Raw genomic sequence first — 20,673 nt, 5'->3', positions numbered from 1 at the left:
GTGTCACCGCCCGGTGCGACACTGAGCGGCGTGGACCGAGTCCTTGCCGCAGCACCCGAACCGCAGCCCCGGGCGACCCCGCCCCACCCCCCTGCCGGGAACTCCGGCCCGGGACCCGCCGGGGCACCACCCCTCCGGCCCGGGCACCGCCCCGCCGCCCGGGCCGCCGTGCTGCTCCTGGCCGTCCCCGCCGTCGTCGCCGCCTGCCGGGCCCTCGACACGGACGCCGTCACGCCCGTACCGCAGCTGCTGTCCTTCCTGCCGTGGCTCACCGTGCCCGCCGGGCTCGCCGTGCTCCTGGCCGCCGCCGCGCGCCGCCGCGTCCTGTCCTTCGTGGCCGTGACCGTCCTCGGCACCACCGCCTGGGCCTCCCTGCCGTACGTCCCCGACCCGGTCACCCTCATCGCCCCGCCCGAGGCCCGCGTCCGCGTCCTCGCCGCGAACGTCGAGTTCGGCGAGGCCACCGGGGCGCTCGTCGCGACGATCCGGCGCGAGCGGCCCACCCTGGTGTACGTCTCCGAGTGCGACCGCGCCTGCGGACGCACCCTCACCACCACGTTCGCCGCCGAACTGCCCCACCACGCCTCCGTGGCGGCCGACGGCTCCGCCGGTTCGGTCCTGCTCAGCGCCCATCCGCTGCGCGACCGGCGGGTCGTCCCCGCCACCATGGGCATGCCGGGCGCCACCGCCGTCATCGCCGGCCGGCCCGTGGACCTCCAGCTCGCCCACCCGATGCCGCCGCTGCCCGGGCAGACCGGCCTGTGGAAGGAGGAACTCGGCCGGATCAGGGACGCGGTGGCCCGGCCCGCCGAGGGGCCGCACCGGATCGTCGCCGGGGACTTCAACGCCTCCCAGGACCACGCCGCCTTCCGCCGGATCCTCGACGCCGGGCACCTCCAGGACGCCGCCCGGCTGGCGGGTGAGAGCCGCACCCCGACGTGGCCCGCCGAGGGGCCGCTGCCGCCCTCCGTGCAGATCGACCACGTGCTCGTCAGCGACGGCTTCACCGTGCGCGCGGTGCGCTTCTTGGCACTGGCCGGTTCCGACCACCGGGCCGTCCTCGCCGATCTCGACCTGCACGACGGGCGCTGATCGGCCACGCTGGAAGACATGGACAACGAGGAGATCCTGGACGACATCGGCGCCCTCGTCGAAGAGGAGCGCGCCCTGCGGCATCGCACCGGCGGCCTCCTTCCCGAGGAGCGCGAACGCCTCGCCGAACTGGAGGTACGGCTCGACCAGTGCTGGGACCTGCTGCGGCAGCGGCGGGCGAAGGCCGAGTTCGGTGAGGACCCGGACAGCGCGGCGGTCCGCCCGGCGGCCCAGGTGGAGTCGTACCGCAGCTGAGCGCGGGGCGGGCGCGGCGGAGGGCCGGGCGACGACGCCGGACACCGGGCCGGAATGCCCGTACGCCCCGGCCTGCCCCGACCCCCGCGGTCCCGTACGCCCCGGCGCCGGATGCCGCAGTGCCCGTACGCACCCGCCCGTCACCGCCCGGCGCCGTGCCGCCAGGCCACTACGTTGGGAGGCATGGCGACGCACCCCGCAGGCCCCTCACGGCAGGGCCCCTCACGGCTCGTTCCGCCCGCCTGGCTGACCGCCGGGCTGCGACCCGCGTCCACGCCGGTCCCGTGGGCGGCCGTCGCCCGCGCCTCCGTGACCCTGTCCGCGCCGCTCGCCGCGGGGCTCGCCGCCGGGCAGCCCGCCTACGGCGCGCTCGTCTCCATGGGCGCCCTCTCCGGAGTCATCGGCGACACCGCCGACTCCTACCGGATGCGGATCTTCAACATCGCCGTCCCGCAACTCTTCGGCGCCCTCGGCGTCACCCTCGGCACCCTCGTCTTCGGCCACGGCTGGGCCGCCGTCGCCGCCCTGACCCTGGTCGCGCTCGTCTCCGGCATGATCTCCTCGATCGGCGCGGTCGCCTCCGTCTCCGGACTGCTGCTCCTCCTCAACGCGGTCGTCGGCGCCGGACTCCCCATGCCCGGCCCCTGGTGGAAGGCGCCCCTGCTGCTCACGCTCGGCGGCCTTCTCGTGCTCGCGCTCACGCTCCTGGGCTGGCCGCTGCGCCGCGCCGCGCCCGAACGCACCGCCGTCGCCGCCGCCTACCGGGCGGTCGCCGCGCTGTACGAGGCCGCCGGCAGCGACACGTACGACGCACAGCGGCAGGCCGTCACCGCCTCCCTCAACCAGTCCTACGACCTCGTCCTCGCCCGCCGGGCCCGCGAACACGGCCGGGCGCCCACCCAGGTCCGCCTCCTCGCCCAGCTCAACGTCCTCATCCCGCTCGTCGAGGCCGCCCCCGCCGCCCATCTCCGGGCCCGCCGCCACGGCCCGGTCCACCCCTCCGTCCCGGCCGCCGTCCGCGACCTCGCCGCCGCCGTCGAGGAAGGCCGCACCGGCAGCCCCCGCCTGGAGCTGCCCGATCCCGAACGGCCCTCCGAGAAGGCCGTCGACCACGCCCTGCGCCACGCGGCGGACGTCGTCCACGAGGCCGACCCCGACCCGTACAACGTCGACGACCGGCTCGGCAGGCCCGCCGCCCTGCGCGTCCGCGTCCGGCGCACCGCCCGCGCGGTCCTCTTCTCCGGGGCGTCCTGGCGGTACGGGCTGCGCCTCGCGCTCTGCATCGGCCTCGCCCAGGCCCTGGTGTCCCTGATCCCGGTGCCCCGCTCGTACTGGGTGGCGCTCACCGTCACCTTCGTCATGAAGCCCGACTTCGGCTCGGTCTTCTCCCGCGCCGTGCTCCGCGCCCTCGGCACCGCCCTCGGCCTCGTGCTGGCCGCCCTGGTCCTCTCCGAGGTACCGCGCGGCTGGTGGGACATCCCGGTGATGATGCTGCTCGCCGCGCTGATCCCCGCCTTCTCCGCGAAGGGGTACGTCTTCCAGACGGCGGCCATCACGCCCGTGATCCTGCTGCTCTCCGACCTCCTCAACCACCAGGGCTTCGGCCTGGTCCTGCCCCGCCTGTACGACTCGCTCATCGGCTGCGCCATCGCCCTGGTCGCCGGCTACCTGCTCTGGCCCGAGTCCTGGCACGCCCGCATCGGGGACCGCCTCGCGGACGCGGTCGCCGACACCGCCGCGTACGTGGCCCTGGCCTTCGCCCCCACCGGCGCGCCGCGGCGAGGGGCAGCGACGGCGGGGACGGAGTCACGACCGGGGCCCGGGGCGGAGACGGGGACGGGGACGGGGGCGACCATGGCGGGTGGCGACCGGGGGGCGCGGCTGCGGGCCCGGCGCGCGCTGTACCGCGACCTGTCGACCGTACGCTCCGAGTTCCAGCGGGCCCTGACCGAACCGCCGCCCACCGGCACCCGGGCCTCCGCCTGGTGGCCGCTGGTCGTCGCCGTCGAACGGATCGTGGACGCCACCACCGCCGCCCGCATCCGCGTCGACCACGGCGCCCCGCCCCCGGACCCGGCCGAGGTGGCCGCCGTCGAACGGGAGTTGCGGGAGTTCGCCGAGGGCCTGCGTTCCTCCGAGACGCTCGTGGAGGTCCGCAGCGACCTTCCCGGCGACGAGAACGGAGTCCTGGCGCCGCTGCGTCACGAGGTGCGCGCGGCCCGCGCCATCGCCGGTCCCGACCTGGGCTAAACCCGCGCCGGGGGGCGTACGGGCGGACTTACCGGCGGTCACGGAACGGAACCCTCCCACCGCCGTTACCGGAATCCACCGGTGCGACTACGATGCGCCTCGATTCACCGTGTTCCGCACCCGCCACCGTCCGCAACCGGCCCGGCGGCGCGGGCACTTCGTCCTGCCCCACCCCCGCGCCCCGAGGACACGCCATGCGCACCACCACCCCGGGCAGAGGACTCCAGCCCAATGTCCTCGGCACGTTCGACACGGTCGTGATGGCCGTCGCCGGGAGCGCACCCGCCTACTCGCTCGCCGCGACCACCGCCGTCCTCTTCGGCGCGGTCGGCCTCGCGGGGCCCGCCGCCCTCCTCTACTGCGCCGTTCCGATGCTCGGCATCGTCCTCGCCTACGCCCGCCTCGGCCGGATCGACGTCAACGCGGGCGCCGGCTACTCGTGGGTGGGCCGCACCCTCCACCCCTTCCTCGGTTTCCTCTCCGGCTGGGCGCTCGTCTTCGCCGCCACCGTCTTCATGGTCGCCGGCTCCCTTCCCGCCGGCTCCCTCACCCTCGCCCTGATCGACCAGGACCTCGCCGACGAGACCCCGCTCGCCGCCGCCGTCGGCGCCTGCTGGTTCCTCGTCATGCTGCTCGTCGTCCTGGGCGGCACCCGGCTCACCGTGCGCGCCCAACTCCTCATGACGGGCGTGGAGATGCTCATCCTCGCCGTCTTCGTCCTGGCCGCCGTGCTGCACCGGGGGCACGCCACCGCCTTCGACTGGTCCTGGTTCGGCCTCGGCCACTTCGCCGGTCCCGAGGGCTTCGCCGCCGGCGCCCTGATCGCCGCCTTCTACTACTGGGGCTGGGACGTCACCAGCAACCTCAGCGAGGAGACCCGGGACAGCCGCCGCACCGCCGGGCTCGCCGCGCTCGTCGGCGTCGGTCTCGTCTTCCTCCTCTTCGAGGCCTTCACCGTCGCGGTGAACGTGCTGCTCAGCGCGGACGAGATCCGGGCCGCCGGGCCGAACGTGCTCGCCGTCCTCGGCCACGAGATCTGGCCCGGTGTCGGCGGGAAACTCCTCGTCGCCGCCGTGCTCCTGTCCACCGTCGCCACCCTGGAGACCACCCTCATCCAGGTCACCCGCTCCCTCTTCGCGATGGGCCGGGACCGGACCCTGCCCGCCGCCCTCGGCACCGTGCACCGCCGCTGGAACACCCCGTGGGTGGCGATCGCCGCCGTCGGCGGCGCGGCGCTCCTGATGTTCGCGGGCGCGGCCGCCGCCGGCACCGTCCAGGGCGTCCTCAACGACGCGGTCGCCGCGATCGGGCTCCAGATCGCCTTCTACTACGGCCTCGCCGGCATCGCCGCCGTCGTCGCCTACAAGTCGCTGCTCCTGCGCTCCGTACGGAACCTGCTCCTGGGCGGGTTGTGGCCGGCGCTCGGCTCCGCCTTCATGCTGTGGGCCTTCGTCGAATCGCTCGGCGAGCTCTCCTCCACCGCCCTCACCATCGGTCTCGGCGGCCTGCTCCTCGGCCTCGTCCCGCTCCTCGTGTACTGGCGCAGGGGCACCGACTACTACCGGCGCCCGGCCCGTCTGGACGCGGCGCGGGTGCTCGCGGCGACGGAGGAGTCGGCCCCGGCGGGCCCGGGGGCGCGCGTCCGCGACAAGAGTTACGCCACCGACTTCTGACGGGCGCGGGACGCCCGTCCCGTCCCCGCTCCCCCGCGCCCCAGGCACCGGCCCGGAGCCCGCCGCCGTACCGAAGGACCCCGAAGGACCCGAAGGAGGCCCCGATGGCCGTACGCCGCCGTGCCCGACGGACGGGCCGGTCGTCCCGCCCGGAGCGCTTCGTCCCCGACTTCGACCCGGACTTCGGCGACCGGGCCCTCACCGAGGCCCGCCACGACATCGTCATCGGCCGCTGGCAGGGCGTCCGCGACCTGCTCGCCGCCACCGGCGACGACTGGGCCCGCCGCACCCACCGGCTGCGGCTCCTCTCGCACGCCGCCGCCGGCAGCTCCACCGTCGAGACCTGGCGGGCCGCCGAACCCGGCAACCCGGACGCGGCCGTGCTGCGGGCCGCCACCGAGGTGGTCCGGGTCTTCGACGCGGCCATCGCCGCCGGCCGGGGCGCCCCCCTCGAACGCGGTCGGATCGACGCCGCCGTCGACGCCTGCCGCGCCGCCGCCGACGCCGCACCCGAGGACCCCATGCCGTGGGTGTCGCTGCTGTCCGTCGCCCGCCTGTACGAGGGCGGGGTGCCGCGCCGCGAACTGCGCCACTGGTTCGACGAGCTGCGGCGCCGCGACCCGTACAACACCGAGGGCCACATCCAGGTCCTGCGGTACCTGTCGGCGCGCTGGCACGGCACCCACGGCAGCATGTACGACTTCGCGCGCGACGCGGCCGGTGTGGCACCGCCCGGCACCCCGCTGCCGGTCCTCGTGCAGGTCGCCCGGGTCGAGGAGTACCGGTACATCGCGGACGGGGCACTCGGCCGCGGCCCGGTGCGCGGCTTCGACCAGCACTGGAAGCACGAGCTGGCGGTGACCGAACTGCGCCGCACCCACGCCCGCTGGATCGGCGGCCGGGACCCGGACCGACCGGTCGCCCCCGAGGAGGTCGCCGACCTCAACTTCCTGGCCCATGCCGCCTGCTACGCGGGCGAGGCGGAACCGGCCCGGCGGCTTCTCGGCATGCTGGGCGCCCGGGCGGCGTGGGTGCCGTGGGCGTACACCGGGGACCCGGAGGAACAGATCCTCCGCTTCCGGGAGGGCCTGGGGATGACCTGACGGCCTCCCCGGCGCTCCCGGCCCCCGCTCCGCGCCCGCGTCAGACGCCGATGTCGCGGCCGTCCTTGCGCCAGACGGCGACCACGGCGGGCCGCACGATCCGGCCGGGGCCGTCGGGCCAGACCGACGCCGGCTTCTCCACGGAGGCACCGTCCACCTCGCCCGGGTGCTGCACGGCCACCAGGACGCGCCGGTCCTGGATGATCGGGCCGCAGGTCTCGGCGCCCTTCGGCACGGTCAGGAACTGCTTCAGCTCACCGCGCCGCTCGCCGTGCGTGGCCACACCGAACAGGCCGTCGTGCGAGCCGAGGGCGTTGCCGTCGGTGGACAGCCACAGGTTGCCGTGCGGGTCGAAGGCGATGTTGTCGGGGCAGGAGATCGGCGAGACCTTCTCCTTCGGGTAGCCCGCGTAGTAGGTCGCCGGGTCGTTCGGGTCACCGGCGACGAGGAACAGACGCCAGGCGAAGCCGTCGGAGGCCGGGTCGTCCCAGTGCTCGGCCAGCTCCAGGACCTGCCCGTGCTTGTTGAGGTTGCGCGGGTTGGCCTCGTCCGCGCCCGGGTTGGTGCCCTTGCCGCGGTTGGAGTTGTTGGTCAGCGCGACGTACACGCGGCCGGTGCGCGGGGAGGGCTCGACGTCCTCCGGGCGGTCCATCTTCGTGGCGCCGACCTTGTCACCGGCGAGCCGGGTGAAGACGAACACCTCCTCGGCGGTCATCCCGGGCACGTGCGAGACGGCCCCGTCCGGACCGGCCGTGGCGAGCGGGATCCACACGCCCGAACCGTCGAACTCACCGTCCACCGGGCGCCTGCCGCTGCCGTCGATCTCCGCGGCCGGCGAGTCCCCGGTCAGCTTGGCGACGTAGAGGGTGCCCTCGTCCAGGAGGGTCAGGTTGTGCTCCCGCGCCTTGCGCGAGGAGCCCTTCACCATCCGCTTCGAGGAGACGAACTTGTAGAAGTAGTCGAAGCGCTCGTCGTCGCCCATGTAGACGACCGGGCGGTCGTCGGCGGTCAGGCGCGGCTGCGCCGCCTCGTGCTTGAACCGGCCGAGCGCGGTGCGCTTGCGGGGCGTCGAGTCCGGGTCGTACGGGTCGAGCTCCACGACCCAGCCCTGGCGGTGCGCCTCGTTCGGCTCCTGGCGCAGGTCGAAGCGCTTGTCGAACCGCTCCCACTTGCGCTCCGAGGCGCCGGTGCCGATGCCGTAGCGCTTGTCGGTCGCGGAACTCCCGTACGCGAAGTACTGGTTGAAGTTCTCCTCGCCGTGGAGCGTGGTGCCCCACGGGGTGGTGCCGCCCGCGCAGTTGTTGAGCGTGCCGAGGACGGTGCGGCCCTCGGGGTCGGCGCTCGTCCGCACCAGGTCGCTGCCTGCGGCCGGGCCGGTCAGCTCGAACTCGCTGGTGGTGTGCAGGCGCCGGTTGAGGGGGTGGCGGGTGACCGGGGTGAGACGCCCGGAGCGGTGCTCCTCCTGGACGACGACCACCGAGAGGCCGTGCGCCGCCCACGCGATCTCGACCTGCTCGCGGGTCGGGTTCTCCGCGTCGTAGCCGCGGAACATCAGGACCTCGTCGGTGTACTCGTGGTTCGCCACGAGCACCTGGCGGCCCGGCTCCCCGCGCAGCGGCAGCAGGGAGAGGAAGTCGTTGTTGTAACCGAACTGCCCGGCCTGCGCCTTCGCCGTCTGCTTGTCGGCGTCGAAGGCGGGCGCGCCCCGGAGGATCGGCTCGCCCCAGCGGATGACGACGTCCTGCGCGTACCCGGCCGGGACGGTCACCTGGTCGGCGGTGTTCGGCGCGACCGGCGCGAACCGCAGACCGCGCGCGCCGTCGGCCTTGCCCCCGGGGTACGGGCGGGCCTCGGCGGCCGGCGCGTCACCCAGCACGGCGGCGCCGCCCACGGCGGACGCGACGGTGACCACGGCGGCGGCGCGCATCACCGAGCGGCGCGAGAGGGCACCGGCGATGACGTCGCCGACGTACTCGTTGTCGCTGGTGTTCGGCACCTCGTGGAAACAGGCGTCACCACAGCGGAACCGGCAGGTGAGAGCGGAACGGCCGCCTCCGTGCGGGTTCGAGCTCAGCAGCGGCAGCAGTTTGCGCACTTCGTCCTCCTCCGGCGCAGCAGTGCGCCGACAAGCTGTCGGGAATCCGTTCGACCGTGACGCTATGTGCGCACATCTGCACGAGGGAGGCGTAGGAGTGAACGCCCGATGAATGCGCGGAAACCGGGGAGCCCGGGGTTCCGGAATCGGGGGCCGCGGGCCGCTAACCTTACGTGTCCGCCCTGGCCAGGGATGAAGGACGCATACCGCATCCAACTCATGCGAAAGGGTTCGCCCATGGGTATTCGGAGCTTGCTGCGCAAGGTGTTCGGCCGCGACCGCGACCACGAGGAGACCCCGGCGCCCTCCGTACCGCCCCAGACCCGCGAGCCCGCCGCCGTGACCGCCCCCGCGGAGGAGCGCGTCACGGAGCCCGTGGCTCCCGGCGCCGGCCCCGCCCCCCAGCCCCCGGAGGAGGCGGCCCACCGGGCGGCCGACGACCTGGTGGCCGCGGCCTTCGACAACCCGCAGATCCCGAAGGCGCGGACGGTGGACGGCGAGACGCCGGAAAACCCGGAGAGCGCGGAGCCCACGGCGACGCGGACGGAACCGGAGGGCGAGGCGGGGGTCCCCGGCCCCCGGCAGGAGGAGCGGCCGGAGACGAAGGCACCGGCGGAGGCCGTGAAGGAACCGGAGGCGGAAGCACCGGCGGAGGCGGCGGCGGAACCGGAGGCGGAGGCCGAGGAACCGCAGGAGACCGGGACCGCTCCGGCGGCGGAGACCCATGCCGCGGAGAAGGACGGGACGCCGTCGAAGGACGTGACCCCGGCAGCGGACGAGACCCCGGCGACGGACGAGCCTCGGGCGGAAGCGTCCGAGCCCGCGCCGCAGTCCGAGGCGGACGTACCGGCGGAGGCCGCGCCCGAAGCTCCGGCCGAGGTGAGGGACCAGGCCGAGGAGAAGGCCGGGACCGGGACCGGGGAGCAGCAGGCCGACGCCTCGGAAGCGGCCGGGGAACCGGAAGCGGCAGAGGTGCCGGACGCGGCCGAGGAGCAAGCGCTGGCCGAAGAGCGGGAAACGGCCGAGGAGCAGGCGGCGGGCTCGGCCGCCGGTGACAAGCCCGCGGCGGCGGCGCGCGAGGCGCGTCCCGCCATGACGCCGGCGAAGGTGAAGGCCGCCGCTCCGCACCTCGCGGACGCGTACAAGGCGGCGGGTGGCGTCCTGCGCAAGCAGGGACTGGCCGGCGCCCGGGCGCGGGTGTACCTGGTCGTGGACCGTTCCGGCTCGATGCGCGGCTACTTCAAGGACGGGTCGGTGCAGCGCCTCGCCGAGCAGGCGGTCGCGCTGGCCGCGCACCTGGACGAGGAGGCGGCCGTGACGGCCGTGTTCTTCTCGACGGACGTGGACGGCACGGTGGAGCTGACGCCCGCCACCACCTCCCCCACCCGCGTGGAGGAGATCAACGGGACGCTCGGCCGCCTGGGCCGTACGAACTACCACCGGGCCGTCGAGGAGGTCCTCGCGCACCACGGCAAGACGGACCCGGCCGCCCCGGCCCTGGTGATCTTCCAGACGGACGGCGCGCCGGAGTCGAAGACAGCCGCCACGGAGGCCCTGGCCGCGGCGGCGGACCGCCCGCTGCACTGGCGGTTCGTGGCCTGGGGCGAGGAGGACAACAAGGCCTTCGACTACCTGCGGAAGCTGGAGACGCCCCGTACGGCCACGTACTTCGCGGGACCCGAGCCGTCCACCACCGCCCACACCGCGTTCTACCGGAAGCTGCTGGCGGACCTCACGGAGCTGTAGGAGGGGTGACGGTGGCCGGAAGGGTCACCGTCACCACCAGACCGCCGCCGTCCGCCGCGTCGCGGGCGCGGGCGGTGACGTGGCCGCCGTGGGCGTGGGCGACGGACCGGACGATGGAGAGGCCGAGGCCGGCTCCCGGGCCGGTCCGGTCGCGGCCCTCGCCGCGCCGGAAGGGTTCGAAGAGGCCGGGGACGTCGGCCTCGGGGACGACGGGGCCGGTGTTGGTCACGGTGAGGACGCCGCCGTCGACGCGGACGGCGACGAGGCCGCCGGGCACGTTGTAGGCGCGGGCGTTGGCGACGAGGTTGCGCACGAGCTGCCCCAGGAGCACGCGGCTGCCGCTGACGACCCCGTCCGTTGCGACGACGGTGTCCTCGAACTCCTCGCGGGCGACCTCGCCGAGGCGTACGTCCTCCCGCTCGGCGAGGCCCCGCTCGCCCCGGGCGAGGAGCAGCAGGCCGTCGATGAGGCGCTCGCTGTGCCGGTTGGTGTCGAGGAGGATCCGCTTGACCTCGCAGCTGTCGTCCACGCCGATCTGGAGGGCGGCGCGCTGGGTGGCGAGCGGGGTGCGCAGCTCGTGGGAGGCGTTGGCGATGAACCGGCGCTGACTGTCGAAGGCCGTCTCCAGGCGCCCGAGGAGCGCGTCGACGGTGTCGCCGAGCTCCTTCAGTTCGTCGTCGGGGCCGCGTACGGCGAGACGTTCGTGCAGGGTCCGTTCGGAGAGGCTCCGGGCGCGGGCGGTCATCTCGTGGACGGGCCGCAGGACGCGGCCGGCCGTCCACCAGCCGACGACGACGGCGCAGCAGGCCATGACGAGCAGGCCCAGGCCGGACCACATGAGCATCTGGTCGCCCGCGGCGCGGCTGACGTCGTCGCCGATGCGGGCGGCCTCGACGACGGCCAGGTCGTCGGCGCGGGCCACGAGCTGCTCGGTCCGTACGTCCGTCCCGGCCCGGACGAGCAGGTTCACCACGAGCAGCAGCAGCCCGCCGAGGACCAGGAAGACGCCCCCGTACACGAGGGCGATGCGGGTACGGATCGTGGAACCGGCGCCGATCACAGCTGGTACCCCACGCCTTGGACGGTACGGATGGGGGACGGGTCGCCCAGTTTGGCGCGGAGCTTGCTCACGCAGACGCGGACGGCGCCGGTGAAGGGGTCGGCGTGCTCGTCCCAGGCCCGTTCGAGGAGTTCCTCGGCGGAGACGGCGGCGCCGTCCGCCTCCAGGAGGATCTGGAGGACGGAGAACTCCTTGGGCGTCAGGTCGAGCGGGCGGCCGTCGCGGCAGGCGGTGCGGCGGACGGTGTCCATGACGAGGCCGCCCCGGCGCAGGAGCGGTGGCAAGGGTGCGCGGGCGGAGCGGCGGCGCAGGGCGCGGACGCGGGAGACGAGCTCGGGGAACTCGAAGGGCTTGCCCAGGTAGTCGTCGGCGCCGAGGTCGAGGCCGGTGACGCGGTCGTCCGTGGCGGTGGCGGCCGTCAGCATGAGGATGCGGGTGGCCGACCCGCCGGCGACCAGCCGCCGCGCCACCTCGTCGCCGTGCACCCGGGGCAGGTCGCGGTCGAGGACGAGCACGTCGTACGGGTGCAGGGCGAGCCGCTCCAGGGCGTCGTCGCCCCGGTGCACGGTGTCCACGGCGAACCCGGCCCGCCGCAGCCCGGTGGCCACGAGCCCCGCGAGCACGACCTCGTCCTCGGCGACCAGCACCCGCATCACGCCCTCCTCCTCACCGCACCCGATGCCCGGCACGTACCGGCACCCCCGATTCGACCAGGCCGCCCCGTGGCACCGGCACCCGGGGCCCGCCCGCGTACGCCCGCGCGCAGGTGACAAAGTGCGCCCCCGCGCTTTGCTCCCGAGAACGCCGCCGGGGGACGATCGCCGCCGCACAGGCAGGAGGGGGACCGGCTCATGCGACTTTCCGACCTCACGACGGCGGCTGCGCCCGACCTCACGGCGGCGGCGGGCGATCCGGCGGCCGAGCGCCCGCCGGCCGGGGCGGACGCCCTCGCCGCCGCGCGCCGCGAGGCCGCCGTCCGCCTGGGCACGTTCCGGCGAACGGCGGTGCTGGTGCCCACCGGGCCGCACGGAGGGCCGTGGATCGCCGAACAGGGCGGGGTGCTGTGGATCTGCGCGTTCTCCGACGAGGAACGTCTGGCGCGCTTCGCACAGGCACAGGGCGAGGCGCACCGGCCCTGGGAGTACCGGACGGTGCTGGGCGCCCGGCTGCTCGACGTGTTCGTGCCGGCGGTGGGCGCGCCCGCGGGGGTGGCGCTGGACGCCGGCAGCCCCGGCGGGACGCTGTTCCCGCCGGTCGACGGGGTCGTCCCCGCGGCGGCGGCCCTGGATCTCATGGACCAGGAGGTGGACGGTGGCCGGTGACGACCCGGACCTCGCGGCGCCGGAGGGCGCCCTCGAACTGATCGCCCAGGGCATCGACAAGGCGCACCGCGAGCTCGGTGACCTCACGGTGGGGCAGCAGGCCGTCACCGGCCGGGGGTTCTCCGGACTGGCCCTGTCCGGCATGCAGTTGGGACACCAGGGGCTGGCGGACGAGTTCACGGCCTTCTGCGACCGGTGGGGCTGGGGGGTACGGGACCTCATGCAGCGGGCGAACGTCTTCGCCGCCGGCCTGGGCGTGTCCGCCGGGGCGTTCGCGGAGCAGGAGCGGTACCTGAAGGACACCTTCAAGATCGCGACGAACGCCGCCGTGGGCAACCCGCACCTGTCCGAGGGCGAGGTCTCCCGGCAGAGCTGGGACGAGATCGCCTCCCGGCGCGCCACGGACGGCGCCGACTACAGCGCCGAATCGTTCCGTCAGTCGTGGGACGAGATCGGGCGGACGTGGCGGGACACGGGCTACGAGGTCCAGGACGGGATGCTCGACTCCCTGCGCCGCTCCGGTGCTCTGAGCCCCGCAGAGGCGGAGACCCTGGGCAGGGAGGCCCGGGAGCAGTTCGAACCGTCCGACGAGGCGGTCCGACGCGCACAGGAACCCGGTTGGGGGGACCGCTGACCGATGCCGGACCTGGGGGAACTCTTCGACGACGGCAAGCGCCTGCTCGGCCGGGGGATCGACGGGACCACGGACGTGATCGGCGGCGGGCTCGACGCCGTCGGCGCCGAAGGTGTCGCGGACACGGTGGAGGACGTGGGCGACCGGGCCGCGTCCGCGCTCGGCGCGAAGATCACCGAGGCACGCCTCGGCGAGACCGACGAGCCGAACGAGCTGGTCCACGGCGATGCCGGTGCGATCGGCGCGACGGTGGCGAACCTGCGGGACTTCCGGTCCGCGTTCGGGAGCGTCGGCCGCGGGCTGAAGGCCGTGGAGGACACCGGCCACTGGAAGGGGGAGGCGGCGCGGGCGTTCCAGGAGCGGTTCCGGGCCGTCCCGGTCCAGTGGCTGCACGCCGCCGACGCCTTCGGTGCCGCCGCGGCGGCCCTGGAGACGTACGCCACGACCGTCACCTGGGCGCAGGGCCGGGCGCGCGAGGCGATCGCCCTGCACCGGCAGGGCGACGCGTCCTCGGCGGCGGCCCGGGCCGCCCACGAGAAGGACGTCGCCGCCTACGAGAAGGACGCCGCCGCCTACGAGGCGGCCCTCACGGGACCCGATCCGCGCACCGGCCCGGCGCCGTCCCGCCCGACCCCCGGGGCCGACCCGGGAGAAGCCCAGCGCGCCCGGGCCGAGGAGATGCTCGCCGACGCCCGGCGGCAGCGCGACGAGGCGGCGGAGACGGCGCGGGCGGCCGTCGCCGCCGCACTCGCCCACGCGCCGGCCGAACCCTCACTGGGCGACCGTCTCAAGATCGACGCGGTCGACTACGCCCTCGGCTCGTCGGTCGAGCTCAGCCACGTCGCCGGCGGGGCGGTGAAGGGCGTCGCCGGACTGGCGAGTTTCGTCCGCTCCGTCCACCCGCTGGATCCGTACAACCTCAGCCACCCCGCCGCATACGTCCAGAACGTCAACATGACCCTGGCCGGTCTGGTGCGGACGGCCGCCCACCCCGACCAAGCCCTGAAGAGCGCCTGGGAAGCGGCGAAGGACGACCCGAGCGAGTTCACCGGCCGCATGCTGCCCGAGCTGCTCGGTACGAAGGGCCTGGGCGGGCTCAGGACCGCCGCCCGGGTCTCCGACCTGCCGGGCGGCGGGCAGCAGCCCGCCCCGGGCAAAGCACGCACCGCCCACTCGGAGGACCCGCACGACACCAGCCGCTGCCACGGGGAGAAGACCTGCGCGAGCGACCCCGTCGACATGGCGACCGGCCGCATGGTCCTGCCCCAGACGGACGTCACCCTCCCCGGCACCCTGCCCCTCGTCCTGAGCCGCACCTTCGAGTCCTCCTACCGGGCCGGCCGCTGGTTCGGCCCGTCCTGGGCGAGCACCCTGGACCAGCGCCTGGAGATCGACGCGGAGGGCGTCGTGCTCCTCTGCGAGGACAGCAGCCTGCTCGCCTTCCCCCACCCGGCCCCCGGTGTCCCGGTGCTGCCCACCCACGGCGCCCGGCGCTGGACGCTCGACCGCGACGAGGACACGTACACCGTCACGGTCCCCGAGACCGGCCGCGTCCTGCACTTCACCACCCACGGCGACGACCTTGCGCTGCTCAGCCAGATCGACGACCGCAACGGCAACTGGATCACCTTCGAGTACGACCCGGCGGGCGCCCCGGTCTCGGTCGTCCACCACGGCGGACACCACCTGCGTCTGACCACGGACGGGGCCCGCGTCACCGCCCTGCACCTGGGCGAACGGGAGATCGCCCGCTACGGCTACACCGACGGCCACCTGACCTCGGTGACCAACTCCTCCGGCCGCCCGCTGCGCTTCGGCTACGACGAGCAGGGCCGCATCACGTCGTGGACCGACACCAACGGCAGCCCCTTCGGCTACGTCTACGACGAACGGCACCGCTGCGTCTCCCAGTCCGGCCGGGACGGCATCATGGCCTTCCGGTTCACCTGGGACGACGGGTCGAACACCATCACGGACCCGCTCGGCGCCACGACCCGCTACGAGGTGGACGACCGGCACCTGATCGTCGCCGAGACCGACCCGGCCGGTGCGACCACCCGCTTCGAACGGGACGCGCGGGGACGACTGCTGTCCCGCACGGACCCCCTGGGGGCGGTGACCCGGTTCGCGTACGACGAGGAGGGCCGGCTCGTCTCGGTGACCCGGCCGGACGGCCGCACCACGACGGCCGCGTACGACGCGCTCGGCCTCCCCGTCCGCGTGACGCGCCCCGACGGCACGACGGTCCGGCAGACGTACGACGCCCGGGGGAACCGGACCTCCGTCACGGACGCCTCCGGTGCGCGGACGGAGTTCGCGTACGACGAGGCCGGACGGCTCACCCGCCTCACCGACCCGCTCGGCCACACCACCCACCTGGTCCCGGACAGCTCCGGTCTCCCCGCCGCGATCACGGACCCGCTGGGCGCCACGACCCGCTTCGAGCGGGACGCCTTCGGCCGGACGGTCGCCACGACCGATCCCCTCGGAGCGGTCACCCGGCAGGAGTGGACGGTCGAAGGCCTCCTCGCGCGGCGCGTGGCGCCCGACGGGTCGGAGGAGTCGTGGACGTACGACGGGGAGGGCAACTGCCTCACCCACACCGACCCGCTCGGCGCCACGACCCGCTTCGAGTACGGCGACTTCGACGTCCTGACGGCCCGGACGGACCCGGACGGCACGCGGTACACCTTCACCCACGACGCCGCCCTCCAGCTGACCCGGGTCACCAACCCGCAGGGGCTGACCTGGGACTACCGGTACGACCCGGCGGGCCGGCCGGTCGCGGAGACGGACTTCGACGGCCGGACGCTGACCTACGCGTACGACGCGGCGGGACGGCTCACCGCCCGGACGAACGCGCTCGGGCAGACGGTGCGGTTCGCGCGCGACGCCCTCGGCCGGATCGTCCGCAAGGACGCGGACGGGCCGGTCACCACCTACGAGTACGACATCTTCGACGAACTGGCGTCGGCCACCGGCCCCGACGCGACGCTCGTCCGCCTCCGCGACCGCTTCGGCCGCCTGAAGTCCGAGACGGTCGACGGCCGGACGCTGACCTACACGTACGACGGGCTGGGCCGCCGGGTGGGGCGGACCACCCCGTCCGGCTCCGTCAGCACCTGGTCGTACGACGCGGCCGGACGCCCCACGGAACTCACCGCCTCCGGCCGCACCCTCGCCTTCGCCCACGACGCCCTGGGCCGGGAGGTCGGCCGCACGATCGGCGACTTCGCCACCCTGACGTCCTCGTACGACGGGACGAGCCGTCTCACGGCCCAGGACGTCACCGCCCGGACCGGCCGCCTCCAGCACCGTGCGTACACCTACCGCCCCGACGGCGGCCTGACCTCCGTCACGGACGCCTTCTCCGGCACCCGTCACTTCGACCTGGACGCGGCGGGCCGGGTCACGGCCGTCCGCGCACGGGACTGGACGGAGCGGTACGCGTACGACGAGGCCGGCAACCAGACGGAGGCGGACTGGCCCTCCACCCACCCGGACCACACCGCGACCGGCCCGCGCGTCTACGAGGGCACCCGCATCACGCGGGCGGGCGGCGTCCGCTACGAGCACGACGCGCAAGGCCGCGTCGTGCTCCGCCGGAAGACCCGCCTCTCCAGGAAGCCGGACACCTGGCGCTACGAGTGGGACGCCGAGGACCGCCTGCGGGCGGTCACCACCCCCGACGGGACGGTCTGGCGCTACACCTACGACCCGTTGGGCCGCCGCGTCTCCAAGCGATCGGACCGGGAGACCGTCCACTTCACCTGGGACGGCAGCACGCTCTGCGAACAGACGACGGACGACTACACCCTCACCTGGGACCACGCGGGCCTGCGGCCCCTGACCCAGACGGAACGCCGCGCGGACACGGACGACGAACGCTTCTTCGCCGTCGTCACCGACCTGATCGGCACCCCCACCGAGCTGATCGACGAATCGGGCACCCTGGCCTGGCGCACCCGCTCGACCCTCTGGGGCACCACCACCTGGACCCGCGACGCCACCGCGTACACCCCCCTCCGCTTCCCGGGCCAGTACTTCGACCCCGAATCGGGCCTCCACTACAACCACTTCCGCTACTACGACCCGGAATCCGCCCGCTACCTCACCCCGGACCCCCTGGGCCTGGCCCCGGCCCCGAACCCGGTGGCGTACGTGCACAATCCGCACACGTGGAGCGATCCGCTGGGGCTGGCGCCGGACGGGTGCCCCCAGAGGGACGCCAAGGGACGTTGGGAAGAGAAGGCAGACTTCTCAAGTCAGAAAGTGATGAGCAAGAAGTTTCATGCTCACGCCGGCGACTTCCTGGACAGCCCAGGAAACCTCAACAAGAACAACCTGCAGCGGTTCGAGCAGAGCATGCGGGAGCACATGACTTCCGACGCCACAAAGATATATAGGTACAATTACCGGAATCAGGGTCAGGCCGTTGGCTTCATCGATCCTTCGTCACAGAAGATGGTCATGCTCCGTACAGACGGGACCTTCTGGTCGGCTTGGCGCCTGAGTGACAATCAGTTTACTGACATCATTCATAGGGGATTCCTGTGGTGACACGACCACCTGGCGAGGGTCGGCCCGGACAAAGAGGCGCTCTGCTCGGACCGGACGGATATTTCGCGCCGGAGTGGCTCGCCGGGAAAAGCGTGACCCCGATCCCCGCAGGCAGCCAACTCGGCGCCGCCGTGGTACGCCGCATCGAAGCAGGGTGTCGGGCTGTGGGCACGCAGCACGTTCTCGTGGACTCGACTGCGGCGACCACGCATGAGACCTCCACCACGCCGGAAACGCGGCAGCCGAACGAGGACGGCCTGGCGGGAACGGCTGCTCCGGCGATCTTGTACACCCCAGACTTGCAAGGAGCGGTGTTGTTCCCCGAGCCGGGCTACACGCTGGTTTCCGGGACCGAACCATTCCTGGCCGCCGCCGTTCCTGAGGGAATCGATGCGGCGCGCGCCCAGTTCGGGCGCTACGCAAGAACGATGAAGAGCCGATGGCCCAATCTCCGGAGCATCGCCGCCGCTCATGCACCTGCACACAGAGCATGGACACACCCCGACGAAGTCACGCCAGGCACCGCCACAGCTCGCCTTATGACCCTACTCAGCGACTTCACCCAGGGGTCCTGTGCCGCAACAGAATTCGCGACGGGATGGTGGGAAGCACGGAGGGCTGCACAGACTGAAGGCGAGAGGGCAAGCGGGGACCTGGCCAAGCTGCTCGATGGAGTATTCATGGCACTTGAGGATTACACACCCGACCCTGATCTCAGGGAGCCTGGCGACCTGACAGACAGCGATCTGCGAAAGAGAATCCACAGCATCGTTTGCGGCGAAAAGTGAAGATCGCCCGGAGAGCGACAACCCCAGCACCGGGCCACATCACCTGAAGCCGTGACATCCCGGTGTCCTGCAAGAAGGGCCCGGGATCCCATCGGATCCCGGGCCCCTCTCTCACACGTCCCTCAAAACTACCGCGCCGCGTCCGGGTGCACCGCGTCCGTCACCGGGCGATCGTCCGTGGGCTTGGCGGAGGCGACCGGCTTGCGGAGCTGGATGTTCAGCTCGCGCAGGCGGGCCTCGTCGAGCTCGGTCGGGGCGCCCATCATCAGGTCCTGGGCGTTGCCGTTGAGCGGGAAGGCGATGGTCTCGCGGATGTTGGGCTCGTCGGCGAGGAGCATGACGATGCGGTCGACGCCCGGGGCGATGCCGCCGTGCGGCGGGGCGCCGAACTGGAAGGCGCGGAGCATGCCGGCGAACTCGGTCTCGACGGTCTCGCGGCTGTAGCCGGCGATCTCGAAGGCCTTGAACATGATCTCGGGCTCGTGGTTCCGGATGGCGCCGGAGGAGAGCTCGATGCCGTTGCAGACGATGTCGTACTGCCAGCCGAGGATGTCCAGCGGGTCCTGGGTCTCCAGGGCCTCCAGGCCGCCCTGCGGCATGGAGAACGGGTTGTGCGAGAAGTCGATCTTGCCGGTCTCCTCGTCCCGCTCGTACATCGGGAAGTCGACGATCCACGCGAAGCGGAAGACGTTCTCCTCGAAGCGGCCGGCGCGCTTGGCGGCCTCCACGCGGACCGGGCCCATGATCTTGGAGACCTCGTCGAACTCGCCCGCGCCGAAGAAGACGGCGTGGCCGGGCTTCAGGCCGAGGCGCTCGGTGAGGGCCGCGACGTTCTCCTCGGTGAGGAACTTGGCGATCGGGCCGGTGAGGGCGTTGCCCTCGCCGACACGGATCCAGGCCAGGCCCTTCGCGCCGAGGGAGACGGCGAAGTCGCCGAGCGAGTCGAAGAACTTGCGCGGCTGGTCGCCCGTGTCGGGCACGGCGAGCGCGCGCACGTGCTTGCCGGCGAAGGCCTTGAACTCCGACTTCTCGAAGACGTCGGTGATGTCGACGAGCTCCAGGTCGGTGCGCAGGTCCGGCTTGTCGTTGCCGTACTTCAGCATCGACTCGCGGAACGGGATCCGCGGGAACGGCGAGCTGACCGGACGGCCGCCGCCGAACTCCTCGAACAGCTCGGTCATGAGCTTCTCGATGGGCTGGAAGACGTCCTCCTGCTCGACGAACGACATCTCGACGTCGAGCTGGTAGAACTCGCCCGGCGAACGGTCGGCGCGGGCGTCCTCGTCGCGGAAGCAGGGCGCGATCTGGAAGTACCGGTCGAAGCCGGAGATCATCAGCAGCTGCTTGAACTGCTGCGGGGCCTGCGGCAGCGCGTAGAACTTGCCCGGGTTGAGGCGGGAGGGGACGACGAAGTCGCGGGCGCCCTCGGGGGAGGTCGCGGTGAGGATCGGCGTCGCCATCTCGTTGAAGCCGAGGGCGGTCATCTTCTGCCGCATGGCGGCGATGACGGCCGAGCGCAGCATGATGTTGCGGTGCATGCGCTCGCGGCGCAGGTCGAGGAAGCGGTACTCCAGGCGCCGCTCCTCGTTCACACCGTCGTCGGTGTTGATGGTGAAGGGGATCTGCTGGGCGGCGCCGAGGACCTCGACCTCGCCGACCTCGACCTCGACCTCGCCGGTGGGCAGCTCGGCGTTGACGTTCTCCGCGCCGCGCGAGACGACCTTGCCGTCGACGCGGACGACGGACTCCTTCGTCAGCTTGTCGAGGGCCTCGTAGGCGGCGGTGCCGGGGCGGGCGACGAGCTGCGTGATGCCGTAGTGGTCGCGCAGATCGATGAAGAGGATGCCGCCCAGGTCGCGCCGATTGTGCAGCCAGCCGCTCAGCCGGACGTCGGTGCCGACGTCAGAGGCGCGGAGCTCGCCGCAGGTGTGGGACCTGTACCGATGCATCGTCGTTCATCCAGTCTTCGGGATCTTGGGGTGGGTCCGTCGCCCGGGGCCCCGGGGGACCCGTACCGCGGACCCGTCCAGGGTACCGGCCGGTCCGGGATCGCCATTCGAATACCGTCGGTGGCGGCCCCCTGTCCGATATTCAT

General features: G+C 73.4%; 14 protein-coding genes. 10 read left to right on the top strand and 4 right to left on the bottom strand.

All coding sequences use genetic code 11. From position 1 onward, the window contains the following. Positions 1-30 precede the first annotated feature (30 nt). The 5 genes from ABTY40_RS03685 (at position 31) to ABTY40_RS03665 (ending at position 6,373) form a co-directional block, all read left to right on the top strand. The gene (locus tag ABTY40_RS03685; protein ID WP_352057987.1) at positions 31-1,092 is read left to right on the top strand and encodes an endonuclease/exonuclease/phosphatase family protein; all 1,062 of its coding nucleotides are present in this window, start codon (positions 31-33) and stop codon (positions 1,090-1,092) included. Between the two features lie 18 nt (positions 1,093-1,110). Further along, on the top strand, positions 1,111-1,347 hold the full coding sequence (locus tag ABTY40_RS03680) for a DUF2630 family protein (RefSeq protein WP_352057986.1): 237 nt from the start codon (positions 1,111-1,113) through the stop codon (positions 1,345-1,347). A 183-nt stretch (positions 1,348-1,530) separates the two neighbouring features. Beyond that, entirely contained in the window at positions 1,531-3,597 is a 2,067-nt protein-coding gene (locus ABTY40_RS03675) for an FUSC family protein (RefSeq protein WP_352057985.1), read from the top strand. Positions 3,598-3,791: 194 nt separating this feature from the next. Further along, positions 3,792-5,270, top strand: coding sequence for an APC family permease (locus tag ABTY40_RS03670; RefSeq protein WP_352057984.1), 1,479 nt, complete (start codon positions 3,792-3,794; stop codon positions 5,268-5,270). 104 nt (positions 5,271-5,374) lie between these two features. After that, positions 5,375-6,373 carry a hypothetical protein gene (locus ABTY40_RS03665; protein ID WP_352057983.1) on the top strand — a complete coding sequence of 333 codons (999 nt, stop codon included), beginning with the start codon at positions 5,375-5,377 and terminating at the stop codon, positions 6,371-6,373. 40 nt (positions 6,374-6,413) lie between these two features. Here the strand turns inward: ABTY40_RS03665 and ABTY40_RS03660 are convergent, their stop codons facing one another. Then, a complete protein-coding gene (locus tag ABTY40_RS03660) occupies positions 6,414-8,468 on the bottom strand; it encodes a PhoX family protein (RefSeq protein WP_352057982.1) in 2,055 nt (684 codons plus the stop codon). 237 nt (positions 8,469-8,705) lie between these two features. Between ABTY40_RS03660 and ABTY40_RS03655 the strand changes: the two genes are divergently transcribed. Next, the gene (locus ABTY40_RS03655) at positions 8,706-10,214 is read left to right on the top strand and encodes a VWA domain-containing protein (protein WP_352057981.1); all 1,509 of its coding nucleotides are present in this window, start codon (positions 8,706-8,708) and stop codon (positions 10,212-10,214) included. On the opposite strand, the gene ABTY40_RS03650 is transcribed toward ABTY40_RS03655, so the two are convergent. After that, a complete protein-coding gene (locus ABTY40_RS03650; protein WP_352057980.1) occupies positions 10,201-11,274 on the bottom strand; it encodes a HAMP domain-containing sensor histidine kinase in 1,074 nt (357 codons plus the stop codon). The genes ABTY40_RS03655 and ABTY40_RS03650 overlap by 14 nt on opposite strands. Beyond that, complete coding sequence (locus tag ABTY40_RS03645) at positions 11,271-11,927, bottom strand: response regulator transcription factor (protein ID WP_352058228.1); 657 nt, start codon at positions 11,925-11,927, stop codon at positions 11,271-11,273. Before ABTY40_RS03645 ends, ABTY40_RS03650 begins: the two co-directional genes overlap by 4 nt. 198 nt (positions 11,928-12,125) lie before the next feature. Here ABTY40_RS03645 and ABTY40_RS03640 point away from each other — a divergent pair, with 198 nt between their 5' ends. From ABTY40_RS03640 to ABTY40_RS03625, 4 genes are all read left to right on the top strand, one after another. Continuing rightward, positions 12,126-12,596, top strand: coding sequence for an SseB family protein (locus tag ABTY40_RS03640; protein WP_352057979.1), 471 nt, complete (start codon positions 12,126-12,128; stop codon positions 12,594-12,596). Then, positions 12,586-13,230 carry a hypothetical protein gene (locus tag ABTY40_RS03635; RefSeq protein WP_352057978.1) on the top strand — a complete coding sequence of 215 codons (645 nt, stop codon included), beginning with the start codon at positions 12,586-12,588 and terminating at the stop codon, positions 13,228-13,230. Before ABTY40_RS03640 ends, ABTY40_RS03635 begins: the two co-directional genes overlap by 11 nt. Positions 13,231-13,233: 3 nt before the next feature. Then, positions 13,234-17,790 (top strand): putative T7SS-secreted protein, encoded by a 4,557-nt coding sequence (locus tag ABTY40_RS03630; RefSeq protein WP_352057977.1) that lies wholly within the window; start codon positions 13,234-13,236, stop codon positions 17,788-17,790. Positions 17,791-17,954: 164 nt separating this feature from the next. After that, positions 17,955-18,578, top strand: a complete 624-nt coding sequence (locus ABTY40_RS03625; protein ID WP_352057976.1) for a colicin immunity domain-containing protein — start codon at positions 17,955-17,957, stop codon at positions 18,576-18,578. 128 nt (positions 18,579-18,706) lie between these two features. On the opposite strand, the gene aspS is transcribed toward ABTY40_RS03625, so the two are convergent. Next, positions 18,707-20,527, bottom strand: a complete 1,821-nt coding sequence (gene aspS, locus ABTY40_RS03620; protein ID WP_352057975.1) for an aspartate--tRNA ligase — start codon at positions 20,525-20,527, stop codon at positions 18,707-18,709. Positions 20,528-20,673: the final 146 nt, after the last annotated feature.

Source organism: Streptomyces sp. NPDC126503 (assembly GCF_040302405.1).
GTDB classification, from domain to species: domain Bacteria; phylum Actinomycetota; class Actinomycetes; order Streptomycetales; family Streptomycetaceae; genus Streptomyces; species Streptomyces gulbargensis.
This window is presented reverse-complemented; position numbering and strand designations above follow the sequence as displayed.

What these genes read in the sequence shown, in the direction of transcription:
- ABTY40_RS03630 (WP_352057977.1), top strand. Translation starts at nt 13,234, where the DNA reads ATGCCGGACCTGGGGGAACTCTTCGACGACGGCAAGCGCCTGCTCGGC.
- ABTY40_RS03640 (WP_352057979.1), top strand. Translation starts at nt 12,126, where the DNA reads ATGCGACTTTCCGACCTCACGACGGCGGCTGCGCCCGACCTCACGGCG.
- ABTY40_RS03665 (WP_352057983.1), top strand. Translation starts at nt 5,375, where the DNA reads ATGGCCGTACGCCGCCGTGCCCGACGGACGGGCCGGTCGTCCCGCCCG.
- ABTY40_RS03680 (WP_352057986.1), top strand. Translation starts at nt 1,111, where the DNA reads ATGGACAACGAGGAGATCCTGGACGACATCGGCGCCCTCGTCGAAGAG.
- ABTY40_RS03675 (WP_352057985.1), top strand. Translation starts at nt 1,531, where the DNA reads ATGGCGACGCACCCCGCAGGCCCCTCACGGCAGGGCCCCTCACGGCTC.
- ABTY40_RS03670 (WP_352057984.1), top strand. Translation starts at nt 3,792, where the DNA reads ATGCGCACCACCACCCCGGGCAGAGGACTCCAGCCCAATGTCCTCGGC.
- ABTY40_RS03645 (WP_352058228.1), bottom strand. Translation starts at nt 11,927, where the DNA reads ATGCGGGTGCTGGTCGCCGAGGACGAGGTCGTGCTCGCGGGGCTCGTG.
- ABTY40_RS03655 (WP_352057981.1), top strand. Translation starts at nt 8,706, where the DNA reads ATGGGTATTCGGAGCTTGCTGCGCAAGGTGTTCGGCCGCGACCGCGAC.
- aspS (WP_352057975.1), bottom strand. Translation starts at nt 20,527, where the DNA reads ATGCATCGGTACAGGTCCCACACCTGCGGCGAGCTCCGCGCCTCTGAC.